At 69.6% G+C, this 12,988-nt stretch carries 11 protein-coding genes and 1 pseudogene; 3 read left to right on the top strand and 9 right to left on the bottom strand.

Annotated elements, in window-relative coordinates; translation table 11 throughout:
• Window positions 1-344 precede the first annotated feature (344 nt).
• The gene (locus QYS60_RS00230) at window positions 345-1,832 is read left to right on the top strand and encodes an NAD(P)/FAD-dependent oxidoreductase (RefSeq protein ID WP_289379312.1); all 1,488 of its coding nucleotides are present in this window, start codon (window positions 345-347) and stop codon (window positions 1,830-1,832) included.
• A 154-nt stretch (window positions 1,833-1,986) separates the two neighbouring features.
• Window positions 1,987-3,279, top strand: a pseudogene (locus tag QYS60_RS00225) (serine/threonine-protein kinase); the annotation flags it as partial.
• A gap of 654 nt (window positions 3,280-3,933) precedes the next feature.
• Here QYS60_RS00225 and QYS60_RS00220 read toward each other — a convergent pair.
• Window positions 3,934-4,341: an OsmC family protein gene (locus QYS60_RS00220; protein WP_003934838.1), complete on the bottom strand. Its 408-nt coding sequence runs from the start codon at window positions 4,339-4,341 to the stop codon at window positions 3,934-3,936.
• Window positions 4,341-4,583 (bottom strand): DUF2945 domain-containing protein, encoded by a 243-nt coding sequence (locus QYS60_RS00215; RefSeq protein ID WP_054372536.1) that lies wholly within the window; start codon window positions 4,581-4,583, stop codon window positions 4,341-4,343. Before QYS60_RS00215 ends, QYS60_RS00220 begins: the two co-directional genes overlap by 1 nt.
• 133 nt (window positions 4,584-4,716) lie before the next feature.
• On the opposite strand from QYS60_RS00215, the gene QYS60_RS00210 reads away from it, so the two are divergent.
• Complete coding sequence (locus QYS60_RS00210) at window positions 4,717-5,331, top strand: flavodoxin family protein (RefSeq protein ID WP_371382080.1); 615 nt, start codon at window positions 4,717-4,719, stop codon at window positions 5,329-5,331.
• A 37-nt stretch (window positions 5,332-5,368) separates the two neighbouring features.
• Here QYS60_RS00210 and QYS60_RS00205 read toward each other — a convergent pair whose 3' ends face one another.
• The 7 genes from QYS60_RS00205 to QYS60_RS00175 all read right to left on the bottom strand — a co-directional run bounded on the left by QYS60_RS00205 (window position 5,369) and on the right by QYS60_RS00175 (window position 12,956).
• A complete protein-coding gene (locus QYS60_RS00205) occupies window positions 5,369-6,499 on the bottom strand; it encodes an ABC transporter ATP-binding protein (protein WP_371382079.1) in 1,131 nt (376 codons plus the stop codon).
• An 8-nt stretch (window positions 6,500-6,507) separates the two neighbouring features.
• Window positions 6,508-7,815: an ABC transporter substrate-binding protein gene (locus QYS60_RS00200; RefSeq protein ID WP_371382078.1), complete on the bottom strand. Its 1,308-nt coding sequence runs from the start codon at window positions 7,813-7,815 to the stop codon at window positions 6,508-6,510.
• Window positions 7,816-7,835: 20 nt separating this feature from the next.
• The gene (locus QYS60_RS00195) at window positions 7,836-8,723 is read right to left on the bottom strand and encodes a carbohydrate ABC transporter permease (RefSeq protein ID WP_371382077.1); all 888 of its coding nucleotides are present in this window, start codon (window positions 8,721-8,723) and stop codon (window positions 7,836-7,838) included.
• Window positions 8,720-9,772: a carbohydrate ABC transporter permease gene (locus QYS60_RS00190; RefSeq protein ID WP_371382076.1), complete on the bottom strand. Its 1,053-nt coding sequence runs from the start codon at window positions 9,770-9,772 to the stop codon at window positions 8,720-8,722. Before QYS60_RS00190 ends, QYS60_RS00195 begins: the two co-directional genes overlap by 4 nt.
• A 113-nt stretch (window positions 9,773-9,885) precedes the next feature.
• Entirely contained in the window at window positions 9,886-10,794 is a 909-nt protein-coding gene (locus tag QYS60_RS00185) for an Ig-like domain-containing protein (RefSeq protein WP_054372542.1), read from the bottom strand.
• A gap of 145 nt (window positions 10,795-10,939) precedes the next feature.
• Window positions 10,940-12,619, bottom strand: a complete 1,680-nt coding sequence (locus QYS60_RS00180) for a 4Fe-4S binding protein (RefSeq protein WP_371382075.1) — start codon at window positions 12,617-12,619, stop codon at window positions 10,940-10,942.
• Window positions 12,620-12,740: 121 nt separating this feature from the next.
• Window positions 12,741-12,956 carry a dodecin gene (locus QYS60_RS00175; protein WP_003934847.1) on the bottom strand — a complete coding sequence of 72 codons (216 nt, stop codon included), beginning with the start codon at window positions 12,954-12,956 and terminating at the stop codon, window positions 12,741-12,743.
• Window positions 12,957-12,988: the final 32 nt, after the last annotated feature.

Here is a 12,988-nt window from a genome sequence, read left to right as displayed (position 1 = left end):
CTGCTCGCCATCCCGGCCGCACCCCACGGGTGCGATCCTCGAAGCGCGTCACGGCAGGTCCAGCCGTGACGGTCAATGTCGTCCTGCTGCTGTTCGTGCTGGCAGCAGGCATCGGCGGCACCGCAGCGTTGCAGGGGGCGCTGCGGCGCCGCCGCTGAGTGCACCGCGGCATCGCCGCCGAGTTCCCTGCGGCATCGCCGCCGAGTTCCCAGCGGCATCGCCGCCGAGTTCCCAGCGGCATCGCCGCCGAGTTCCCTGCGGCATCGCCGCCGAGTTCCCTGCGCGTTGGTAGTGTTCTTCGTCAGCTGCCCCGGTCGCCCAGACCCCGGGAACGGAGAAGCGCGATGCACGACGAACACGTCGACGTCCTCATCGTCGGCGCCGGCCTGTCCGGTATCGGTGCGGCCTGCCACCTGCAGGACGAATGCCCGGACAAGACCTTCACAGTCCTGGAGGCCCGCGACGCCATCGGCGGCACCTGGGACCTCTTCCGCTACCCGGGCATCCGATCCGACTCCGACATGTTCACCCTGGGGTACTCGTTCGAGCCCTGGGCCGAGCCCGAGACCTTCGCCGACGGCCCGTCCATCCGCGACTACGTCCGTCGCACCGCACGCGACCGCGGCATCGACGAGAAGGTCCGGTTCCGGCATCGCGTGGTCCGCGCCGAATGGTCCACGCCGGCGGCCCGCTGGACCGTGACGGCCGAGCGCACCGACACCGGGGAGCGAGTTCGTCTGACCTGTGGCTTCCTCTTCGTCAATTCGGGCTACTACCGCTACGACGAGGGCTACACGCCCGAGTTCCCCGGCGTGGAACGGTTCACCGGCACTCTCGTGCACCCGCAGCACTGGCCCGAAGACCTGGACTACACCGGCAAGCGCATCGTCGTCGTCGGCAGCGGCGCCACCGCCGTGACCCTCGTCCCGGCTCTCGCGAGGACGGCCGCACACGTGACGATGCTGCAGCGCTCCCCGAGCTACGTCATGTCACGTCCCTCGATCGACCCGGTCGCCGGCGCGTTGCTCGGTCGGATCCCGCTGAAGCTGGCCTATCCCGTCGTCCGCTGGGCAAACGTGCTGGGCAGCATGGCCTTCTTCCAGTTGAGCCGGCGCCGGCCCGATCTGGTCAAGCGGCTGCTACGCAAGGGTGTGCAGAGCCGCCTGCCCGCGGACTACGAGGTGGACGTCCACTTCCGGCCGCGGTACGACCCGTGGGACCAGCGCGTCTGTTTCGTGCCCGACGGCGACCTGTTCCGGGCGCTGCGCGAGGGCCGGGCGACGGTCGTCACCGACACGATCGACACCTTCACCGAACGCGGGATCCGCCTGGGATCCGGGCGGGAACTCGACGCCGACGTGATCGTCACCGCGACGGGACTGAACCTGCTTCTGCTCGGCGGGATGGCCGTGAGCGTCGACGGTCGCGACGTCGAGATGGGAAAGACGCTGGCGTACAAGGGGATGATGCTCTCCGGAGTGCCCAATCTCGCATTCACCGTCGGATACACCAACGCGTCGTGGACGTTGAAGGCCGACCTCGTCGCCGGATACGTGTGCCGCCTGCTGCGGCACATGGACGCACGCGGATATGCCTACTGCACCCCGACCGCCCCCGCAACCACGACCGAGACATCCCCGTTGGTCGATCTCGCGTCCGGGTACGTCCTGCGCAGCATCGATTCGATGCCCAGGCAGGGTCCCGCAGCGCCGTGGCGCCTGTTCCAGAACTACATCCGGGACCTGGTGATGATGCGCCGCGGACGACTCGAGGACGGCGCCGTGCGCTTCTCCCGGGCAGCACTTCCGGCAACGACGCAGCCGGTGGCCTGAAGCCGCAGGCGAAAGAACCAGCGTAGAAGCGTGGTTCGCACCCGAGCGCGACACTGCGCACGTCCGCCGCATAGACTTCCGGTGGAGGAGGCGGTCGATCCTTCCGGCGCACGGATCCGCAGCCACAGCTACTTCGAGGGGCGGAGAGTGACAGATGCAAGTTGGTGCCCTGTTCGGTAGGTACCGTCTGGACCGTCCACTGTCGGTGGACGCGACGGGCGAGGTATGGGCCGCGTTCGACACCACCACGGGACGGAACGTCGCGGTGCGGGCGCTGCCGCCGGACGTGACCGAGGACGACGAGTACCGCGCTCGTTTCGAACGCGAAGCCGAGATCGCCGCTCGGATCCGGAACCCTCGTGTGCTCCCGATCCACGACTTCGGGCAGATCGGCAGCAGGCTCTTCCTCGCAACGCCCGTCGTCGAAGGCACCGGTCTGCAGACGATGCTCCGGTCCACCGGCGCGATGGACGTGCCGCGCGCAGTCGATGTCGTCGAGCAGCTGGCGTCGGCGCTCGAGGCCGTACACGCCGCCGGACTGGTCGAACAGGAAGTGACATCGGCGAACGTCCTGGTGCAGGGCGACGGAAACGTCCTTCTCACCGATGTCGGGTTCCCCCCGCATCCCGGCGCTGCGACGGGCGTCTACGGCCTGACGACGGTGCTGTACGAATGCCTCACCGGCGGACTCTTCCAGTCCTCGGGTGGACGAGCGGGGCCACCGCAGTCGTCGTCGGCGATCTCGGCCCTTCCGGCCGGCATGGTCGAGGTCATCGCACGCGGAACGGCACCCGAACCCGCGCGGCGCTACGGATCGGCGAGCGAGCTGGCCGCGGCGGCGCGCGCCGCAGCTTCGCCGTCACATCCGACCGGCAGATCCGTTCCCGCGGTCGCTCCGCTCGCCCGGAACCGGCGCGTCCTGATCCCCGTTCTCGCGGCGATCGTCGCTGTACTCGTACTCGTCGTCGGCGGCATGGCACTCGGGGCCGTGTCGTCCGACGAGGCCGACCCGGCGCCCGTCCCCATTGCGGTGCAGCCGGCCTCTCCGACGCCCGCGCCCTCGCCGTCACCGACCACCTCGACGGCCGAGGAACAGGAGCCGGCGCCACCTCGGGAGGAATCCCAGGTCGCCGAGGTCCCATCGCAGGTCGCCGAGGTTCCACCGCAGGACGCCGCCCCCGCGAGGCCGGCCCCTCGATCGGCACCGCCCGCCCCTGCTCCGGCGCCTGCCCCGGCACCGGCACCCGCAGCGCCGCAGGTCCTGCCCTGCTACCCGGGCTACGAACACACCCCGCCACCGGACGGACCCTGCCTGCCCGCCGGGTCAGGCCCCGCGCCCGCCCCGGCCCCGGCACCGGCGCCGGCGCCCGCAGCGCCGCAGGTCCTGCCCTGCTACCCGGGCTACGAACACACCCCGCCACCGGACGGACCCTGCCTGCCCGCCGGGTCAGGCCCCGCGCCCGCCCCGGCCCCGGCACCGGCGCCGGCGCCCGCAGCGCCGCAGGTCCTGCCCTGCTACCCCGGCTACGAACACACCCCGCCACCGGACGGACCCTGCCTGCCCGCCGGGTCAGGCCCCGCGCCCGCCCCGGCGCCGGCACCGGCGCCGGCGCCCGCAGCGCCGCAGGTCCTGCCCTGCGACCCCGGCTACGAACCCACCCCGCCACCGGACGGACCCTGCCTGCCCGCCGGGTCAGGCCCCGCGCCCGCCCCGGCGCCGGCACCGGCGCCGGCGCCCGCAGCGCCGCAGGTCCTGCCCTGCTACCCCGGCTCCGAACACACCCCGCCACCGGACGGACCCTGCCTGCCCGCCGGGTCGGGCCCCGCACCGGCCCCGGCTCCGGCACCGGCTGCACCGCAGGTCCTGCCCTGCTACCCCGGCTACGAGCACACCCCGCCACCGGACGGACCCTGCCTGCCCGCCGGGTCGGGCCCCGCACCGGCCCCGGCTCCGGCACCGGCTGCACCGCAGGTCCTGCCCTGCTACCCCGGCTACGAGCACACCCCGCCACCGGACGGACCCTGCCTGCCCGCCGGGTAGCGCCGAACCGTCCGCTCGTGTCCGGACGGCGCGGTCACCGTGCGTGCCGGCTCGTGCTCGTCACGACGCGTGCGCGCCGGCAAGTCGCACCTGGACCGACTTCGCCATCGGACACCGTTCGACAGCCCGCAACGCGAGGGCTTCCCGCGCATCGCGATCCTCGACACGAGGCAGCCGCACGTCGACCTCGGCGGACAGATCGAACTCCTGATTGCCCTGTGGAGTGAGTTCCACGCGGGCGTCCACGGCGCACTCCCCCAGGTCGTGATCGCCGGCCGACGCCGTCGCGATCAGGGTCTGGTACACGCACGCCGCCAGTGCCGCCGCATACAGTTGCTCGGGCGTCACCGAGTCGAACCCGGCGGCGTTGTCCGGCGTCGTCACGCGCAGGTCCGGCGAGTGCCCGTCGATGCGCACCGAGGTGTCCTCGGCCGTTGCGGTGTATCTATACGAATTCGGCTCTGCCATCAGGTGTTCCTCCGGTCCGCATTCCGTTTCGAGTGCCGGCGCAGCGCGCCGGCCTTGTGCACGGCATCGCTGCCGCTGTTGTCGCTGCGCACGCGGTACTGCGGATCGTCCTCCGAGGCTCGCACCGTCCGTCCGGCTGCCTCGGTGTCCGCGGTGAGGATCTCCTCCACCACGCCGGTCACGGTGCTGCCGTGACTGTTCCATTCCACCTCGTCGCCGACCCGGAGCTCTTTCTCCTCCACTGCCGTCCTCCCTTCCCACTGGCCGGCCGGTGCGGCTCGTCCCGGCACCGGTGCGATCACCCGGATGCCCGCACCGCGGCCGGGGAAACCCGCGGCCGGGGATTGACCCTCACCCGACCGGGTAACCGCACCCATGACCACCCTTCGTGCCCTTGCCCTGAACTGCACACTCAAGCCGTCCCCGGCGGAGTCCAGCACCGATCTGATGGTGTCGCATGTACTGTCCGCCCTCGCCCCGCACGGCGTGACCACCGAGTCGGTGCGGGTCGTCGACCACGACGTCCGTCCCGGAATAGAGGCGGACATGGGCGACGGCGACGAGTGGCCGGGCCTGCTCGAACGCATCTCCGCCGCCGACATCCTGGTCGTCGCCACGCCGACCTGGGTCGGCCACATGTCCAGCGTCGCCCAGCGCGTACTCGAACGCCTCGACGCGGAACTGTCGAGCACCGACGACGAGAACCGGCCTCGCATGGTCGGGAAGGTCGCCGTCGCCGCGGTCGTGGGCAACGAGGACGGTGCGCACAAGATCGTCGCCGACCTCTTCCAGGGTCTCAACGACATCGGATTCAGCATCCCGGCCCAGGGCTGCACCTACTGGAACGGGGAAGCGATGTCCGGCACGGACTTCAAGGACCTGTCCGAGGTACCCGAACCGGTTTCCACGACCACCCAGGCACTGGCCCGGAACGCCGTGCACCTGAGCACCGTGCTGCGCGAACGGCAGTACCCGCCGTATCCGGGCTGAGCCTGCTCGTCCCGCGTGCCCCCGCTTCGACCGAATGTCACACGCGTTCGATCGAATCGACCGCATGTGACATTCGGTCACCCACACCGAGGCGGGCACCCGTCGTCGCGGAGAAGAAGTAGACCTCACCCGGTTGCGGGAGCAGGAACACCTGTTCTCCCGGGCCGATCGCCACTCGCCGATCCACCCGCACCACGACCTTGCCCGACGCGCTCGACCAGTCGGCCGGCCCGGCCGCCGTCGCATGGACGAAGGCCTCCGCGCCGAGCTGCTCGACGAGGTCCACCGTCAGGGACAGGGTCCCGGACCGCCACGCGCCGACGGGAGTCCAGGCCTCGGGCCGCACCCCCACGACGATCCGTTCGGCGTCGACGCCGGCCGGTACCGGCACCCGCAGAGCGCCGAGCACGGCCGCGCCGTCGCGGACAGGTGCGTCGAGCAGGTTCATGCCGGGCGAACCGACGAACCCGGCGACGAAGGTGTTGACGGGGTTGTCGTACAGGACGCGGGGTGCGGCGACCTGCTGCAGGCGACCGCCGTCGAGGACGGCCACCCGGTCCCCCATCGTCATGGCCTCCACCTGGTCGTGGGTGACGTACACGGTCGTCGTGCCGAGCCGCCGCTGCAGTCCCGCGATCTGCGAACGCGTGCTGACGCGCAGTTTCGCGTCGAGGTTGCTCAGCGGTTCGTCCATGCAGAACACCGCGGGCCGTCGCACGATCGCCCGCCCCATGGCCACGCGCTGTCGCTGCCCGCCCGAGAGCTTGCCCGGCTTGCGGTCGAGCAGCGGCTCGAGTTCGAGCATCCGCGCGACGTCGAGCACCCGCGCCGTCCGTTCCGCCCTGCCGACGCCGGCGTTGCGCAGTGCGAAACCCATGTTCTCGGCCACGGTCATGTTCGGGTAGAGCGCGTAGTTCTGGAACACCATCGCCACGTCGCGGGCCTTGGGCGGCAGTCCCGTCACGTCGGTCCCGCCGATCTCGATGCGGCCGTCGTCGACCGCCTCGAGGCCGGCGAGCATGCGCAGGCTCGTGGTCTTCCCGCAGCCCGACGGGCCGACCAGGACCAGGAACTCCCCGTCCGCGACGTCGAGATCGAGGCGGTCCACCGACGGCCGGTCGGCGCCGGGATAGCGATGCGTGACGGCTCGGAAACGTATGCTTGCCAATGCTTTCCCTACAGATTCGGGGTGATCTGACGGTCGATGATCTGCTGCAGCTGCCGCGCGACGTCGCCGAACGCCGTCGTCACGTCGGCGCCCTGCAGCGCGATCTGTTCGAGGCCGGTGCCGATGATCTGGTCGCCGCCCGGAACGAAGACGCGTGCGTAGTCCTGCGACCGGGTGCGTGCGAGTTGGTCGACCGCGGTGCGGGCGTTGGGGTTCTGCTCGAGAAACGCCTTCATCGCGGGATCCTCGGTGGCGGACTTGCGTACCGGCATGTAGCCGATCTTCTGCGAGAAATAGGCGGTGTTCTCTGCGTTGGTGACGAAGTCGACGAACTTCAGCGCGTTGCGCTTCCGCTCGTCGGAGATGTTCGCCGGAATCGCCAGTCCCGCACCGCCGGTGGGGCATCCCGGCGTCCCGTCCGGGGCGGGCAGGAACGCGGTGCCGAAGTCGAACGCGGCGTTGGCGGTGATGCCGGACAGGTCGCCTGTCGAGGCGATGGTGGACGCGATGATCCCGGCCGAGAAGTCGTTGGCGATGTCCGTGGACACGCCCGCGTACCTGCCGGTGTGGATCATGTCCTTCAGGAACTGTCCCGCGGCGATCGTCTCCGGGTCGCCGAAACGCAGCCGCCAGCCGTCGGAGTAGGCTCCCCCGAACGTCCAGATCGGTCCTTCGAAGGTCCAGCCGAGGTAGTCCTTGGCGTTGCCCCAGCCGTGCGCCAGCTTGCCGGATCCGACCACGCGCTGCAGTTCGGGGCCCCACTCGGCGAACTCCTGCCAGGTGGCGGGCCCGCGGTCGGGAAGACCGGCCTGCCGCCAGACGTCGCGGTTGTAGTAGAACAGCGGCGTCGAGCGGGCATAGGGCAGCGCGAAATGACGGCCCTCGAAGAGGTAGTCGGCCAGCAGCGAATCGACGTAGTCCCCGGTGTCCACGCCGACCTCGGTGAACAGATCGTCGAGCGGTGCGATCGCGCCGGTCAGCGCGTAGTTGAACCACCACACGTCCGACAGGACCACCACATCGGGCAGATCGCCCCCGGACAGGGCCGCGTTGAACTTCTGCGACACCTCTTCGTAGTTCTTGCCGCCGTCGATCAGGTCGACCGTCAACTCCGGGTACCTCGCCTCGAACCGGGCGATGAGCTCCCGCTCCACGTCCTGGGACTTGCCCGGGTGGTTGGACCAGAACTTGACGGTGTTCGCGGCGGCGGCGGACTCCGACGGTCCGGACGAGCCGGTGCCGGCGCACGCGGCCAGCGCGGCGCTCGCCGCGACGACCCCGGTCAGTCCGAGAAACCTACGCCTGTCGATGTTCACGAGATTGCTCCTAGGAGAGTTCAGCCCTTGACCGCACCGGAGGTGAGGCCCTTGATCATGTGACGTTGCAGCGCAAGGAAGATCACGAAGATCGGCAGCATGGCCAGCACCGTGCCGGCCATCACCGGTCCCCAGTTGGTGACGCCGTCGTTGTTCTGCAGCTGGGTCAGCCCGATCGGCAGCGGCGCCACGGACGCGTCGTCGGCCATGAGAAACGGCCACAGGTATTCGTTCCATTCGTTGACCACGGTGATGAGTGCGAACGCGACCAGGGTCGGCCCGGACACCGGTAGCACCACCCGCCACAACAGGCGGACGTGCCCGGCGCCGTCCATCCGCGCCGCCTCGATGATCTCGGCGGGGATGGACAGGAAGTGGTTGCGCAGCAGGAACGTTCCGAATGCCACACCTGCCAGCGGCACGATGATCCCCTGGAAGGTGTTGCGCCATCCCCATTCCGCCACCAGCGCGTAGTTGGAGATGACGGTGATCTGGTTCGGCACCATGAGCGCGGCGACGATCCCGAGGAATACGAGGTTCTTGCCGGGGAAGCGCAGGAACACCAGACCGTAGGCGCTCAGGATGCCGAGGACGAACTTCACGCTCGACAGCACCGTGGTGATGATCAGCGAGTTCCGCAGGAACGTGCCGAACGGCACCGAGGTGACCGCCTCGGTGTAGTTCTGTGGATGGAACACGCCGGGCCACCAGGTGACCGGCAGCGTGTAGATGTCGGGTCGCTGCTTGAACGAGGTCACCACGATCCAGTACAGCGGGAGCGCCACGACGAGCAGCGCCACGACCATCGCGGCGTAGGCGAGTACCCGGATCGTGCGCTCGCGTCGCCGGTACGGCTGCGCCGCTTCCGGTTCCGCGGGCGCGACCTGACGGTCCAGCAGCGTCGTCATTCTGCAACCCCCGCCCGTCGGCCCGACCGAATGTCACATTGGTTCGATGTAATCGAACCAATGTGACATTCGGTCGCATGCGCACGGGCACGCCCACGCACGCGCCGGGGACGACGGGCGGGGCGCGGCGCGTCGTCGCGGTCCATCAGACGCACCTGGTAGACCGTGACGGCCAGCAGCACGAGGAACATGATCGTCGCGACGGTGGCACCGTAGCCGGCCCGGAAGTTCCGGAAGGACTCGTTGTAGACCTGGTAGACCATCGTGGTGGTACCGGTGCCGAGCGGTCCGCCCCGGGTCATCACGTTGATGATGTCGAAGACCTGGAAGGAGTTGAGCAGTACGGTGATCGACAGGAAGTACGTGGTGGGACGGAGCTGTGGCAGCAGTACGCGCCGGAAGGCGGTCCACGACGAGGCGCCGTCGATCGCGGCGGCCTCGGACAGTTCGGGACGCAGGCCCTGCAGGGCCGCCAGATAGATCACGAACGTGTAGCCGAGGTTCTTCCACAGGTAGGTGAGGGTGATCATCACCAGCGCCCAGGTCGGATCCTGGTAGAAGTCCGGGGTGTTCAGCCCCAGCCTGCCCAGCAGATCCTGGACGAGGCCGAAGTTGGGGTCGAACACGAACTGGAACGCCACCCCCACCGCGGCACCGGAGATGACGAACGGGGCGAAGAGCGCGGACCGGACAAGGTTGCGGCCCAGCAGTTTCCGATCCAGCAGGAGCGCCAGCGCCAGCCCGAGCAGCATGGATCCCGCGACGGTGGCGACGGTGAAGGCGACGGTGTTGCCGACGATCTGCCAGGTGTCGGCACGGCCGAACCACTCGCGGTAGTTGCCGAGTCCGACGAACGTCGCGGTGGGGCTCGAGATGTTCCACTCGAAGAACGACAGTCGGATGTTGTCGACGAGCGGCCGGTACGTGAACAGGACCAGCAGCGCGAGATTCGGCCCGATCAGCGCGGCGAACAGCGCGTAGTCGCCCCAGGGGCGTCCCCACGGACCCCGGTCGGTTCGGGGCAGTACTCTTTCCGGACTCGAGCGCACTGCGGCAGTGTGTCTGCCGCGAACGAACCGGAGGTTACGCCGGTCTGGCGCCGACGAGTACTCTCGCCACCTTCGCGGTCACGAAGTGCTCGCCGGCGCCGGCCGTTGTGCGACTAGAGGTTCCAGTCGCCGAGGCCGTCCCAGCCGTTGAGGGTGCCGCCACCGGTGTTCTGCACGATCACCGGGTCACCCTTCCGGGCGTTCTCGAAGAACCAGCGGCCGTCCTCGGTGCTCACGTTCAGGCAGCCGTGGCTGACGTTCGTGCTGCCCTGCGCCCACTCGGACCACGGCGCCGCATGCACGAAGATGCCGCTGTTGGAGATGCGGGTCGCGTACTCGACGTAGGTGCGGTACCCCTCGGGCGAGTCCACCGGCACGCCGTACGTGGACGAGTCCATGTACATGTCGCGGAACTTCTCGCCGACGATGTAGGTGCCGTTGGGCGTCTCGTAGCCCGGCTTGCCGAACGACGTCGGCATGGTTTTGACGACCTCACCGTTGCGGGTGACGGTGATGGTCTTGGTGGCGTCGTCCGCGACGGTGATCAGCGCGTCGCCGACGGTGTACGACGACTGCGTGCCCCCGGCGTTCACGGTGACCTGGGTGTGTGCGGGCCAGAACTCGAAGGGACGCCAGCGCACCTGCCGGTCCGACGCCCAGTAGAAGTGCCCGTCGACGGGCGGGTCGGCCTCGACCTCGATGTGCCGCTCGGCGGCGGCGCGGTCGGTGATCGGCTCGTCGAAGCGGATGATGATCGGCTGCGCGACGCCCACGGTCTCGCCGTTCGACGGGTTGATCGACGGCGCAGAGAACGGGGCCGGTTCCGGAGCCTGGCCCGGCAACCGTTCGACGAGTTCCTGCACGCTCGGCAGTTCGGGTCCGCCGGGCCACAGGGGTACCGCGGCGGCGGGTCCCGTCATGGTGAGCGTGGCGGCGCCGACACCCACCAGCGCGGTGACGACACGACCGGACCAGCGTCCGGCGCGGCCGCGACTGCTCGGCCGACCCTTGTTCTCGAACATTCGACAACCCATCGTTCGTTCGTGCCGTCGCACCCACGTCCGCCCCGACAGCGACGACTTGGCGAACCCATTAGACACAGCACACCTGCGGGCGGGCAATTCGACCGCGCCCGTCCGGGTCGCCCGCCGGGAGCTCGGCCCCAGGTCAGGACTCGATTCGGGAGGCAGCGAGGAGATCGTCGACAGCGACGAACTTCACGCGGGAGCGGCCCGCAGCACCGCCCCGGGCGCGTTCCTGCTTGTCGATCTGCTGCCAGCCCCGGTAGTCCACGTATTCCGGCCGGCGCTCGGAGATCAGCGCCGCGAGCTTCTCCCGGTCGGCGACGGGGGCCACGAGGCGGCCGGCCACGAAGTCCTGGACCAGGTGCTCGACGGTCTGGGCGGAGCACTGCTTGTTGGTGCCGATGACGCCGGTGGGTCCGCGCTTGATCCAGCCCGCGGTGTACACCCCGGGCAGGGGCTCGTTCGTTTCCGGGTCCACGACCCGGCCCTCCTCGTTGGGGAGGATGCCGCGCGTCTCGTCGAACGGCAGGTCGGCGACGGGATGCCCCCGGTAACCGACCGACCGCAGGACCAGGCCCGTGGACAGGGTCTCGGTCCGTCCGGTGCGGTGCGCCTCGAGGCGACCGTTGGTCTCGGCGAGTTCGGTGCGTTCGAGGGTGATCGACTCGACCCGGCCGTCACCGTTCAACGCGACGGGTGCGGCGAGGAAGCGCAGCACGATCCGCTTGTTGCCCTCGGTCGGGGTCCGGCGGGCGAAGCCCTGGACCTGTTCGACCTTCAGTGCGATCCGCGGTTCGACGGCGGGGTCGTCGACGAGGGCTTGGCTGGCCGGGTCGAGTTCGGCCTCGGCCGGGTCGACGACGAGGTCGACGCCCGGGAGCTGTCCGAGGGCCAGCAGTTCCGGGTTGGTGTAGGCGGCCTGGGCGGGTCCGCGCCGTCCCACGACGACGACCTCGCGGATGTTCGACGCGCGCAGGGCGGCGACGGCGTGGTCGGCCATGTCGGTCTTCGCCAGCTCGTCCGGGTCGGTGACCAGTGCCCGCGCCACGTCGAGGGCGACGTTGCCGTTGCCGATGATCACCGCGCGTTCACCGGACAGGTCGAAGGCGCGGTCGGCGTAGTCGGGGTGCCCGTTGTACCAAGCGACGAACTCGGTGGCGGCATGCGAGCCGGGCAGGTCCTCGCCGGGGACGTCCAGGTGCCGGTCGCCGGCGGCACCGACGGCGTAGATCACCGCGTGGTGATGCGCGAGCAGTTCCTCGTGGCTGATGTGGGTGCCCACCTCGACGTTGAACCAGCACTGGCTCCTCTTGTGCCCGAGGGCGCTGCGGAACAGCTCACCGACGGACTTGGTGCTCTGATGGTCCGGGGCGACACCGGCGCGGACGAGTCCGTACGGGGTGGGCAGGCGGTCGAAGATGTCGACCTCGACGCGGGCCCGGCCGGTCAGCTCCAGCGCGGCGTAGCAGGCAGACGGACCCGAACCGACGATCGCGACCCGCAGGGTGCCGAGTTCGGCGGGGATCTTGGTGCGGTCGCGTTCCTCGGGCCAGTCCGGCCCGATCGGGTAGCGCCGGTAGTAGTCCTCGGCGATCTTCAGGTAGGGCTCGTGCTCGGCGGGGAGTTCGTTGTCGGCGTAGATCGCATCCACCGGGCATTCGTCCACGCACGCGCCGCAGTCGATGCAGGTGTCCGGGTCGATGTAGAGCATCTCGGTGGTGGCGAACGGCGCCTCGTCGGGCGTGGGGTGGATGCAGTTGACGGGGCAGACCTCGACGCACGAGGCATCGTTGCAACACGCCTGGGTGATCACGTAAACCACGGTGGATACCTGCCTGAAGTGCCGGGGGTTCGACGACCCACTCAGACTATAACGTGTTCCAATTCCGGTCGAGATCCGGTTCGCTGCACCTGCTCTCCCGGCGTGTCCCCCGCGCCGGGCGTCAGCTGTCGCTCGGCTCGATGCGGAAGCCGATCTTCACGGTCACCTGGATGTGCGCGACGGCCCCGTCGTCGATGTGGCCCCTGACGTTCATCATCTCGAACCACTCGAGATGACGCGTGGTCTCCGCCGCCCGCGCGACGGCCTGCTTGATCGCGTCGTCGACGCTGTCCGTCGACGAACCCACCACCTCGATCACCCGGTACACGTGGCTCACAGCTTCGCTCCCTCCGTATCGAACTGCTTCGA

The sequence above is a fragment of the Rhodococcus sp. GXMU-t2271 genome (assembly GCF_041414735.1).
GTDB lineage: Bacteria > Actinomycetota > Actinomycetes > Mycobacteriales > Mycobacteriaceae > Rhodococcus > Rhodococcus indonesiensis.
Note: the sequence above shows the minus strand (reverse complement) of the source record. Positions and strands in the feature narration are given on the sequence as shown.

Coding starts and splice junctions, on each gene's coding strand:
- QYS60_RS00230 (WP_289379312.1), top strand. CDS start 345: ATGCACGACGAACACGTCGACGTCCTCATCGTCGGCGCCGGCCTGTCC.
- QYS60_RS00220 (WP_003934838.1), bottom strand. CDS start 4,341: ATGGCAGAGCCGAATTCGTATAGATACACCGCAACGGCCGAGGACACC.
- QYS60_RS00210 (WP_371382080.1), top strand. CDS start 4,717: ATGACCACCCTTCGTGCCCTTGCCCTGAACTGCACACTCAAGCCGTCC.
- QYS60_RS00195 (WP_371382077.1), bottom strand. CDS start 8,723: ATGACGACGCTGCTGGACCGTCAGGTCGCGCCCGCGGAACCGGAAGCG.
- QYS60_RS00185 (WP_054372542.1), bottom strand. CDS start 10,794: ATGTTCGAGAACAAGGGTCGGCCGAGCAGTCGCGGCCGCGCCGGACGC.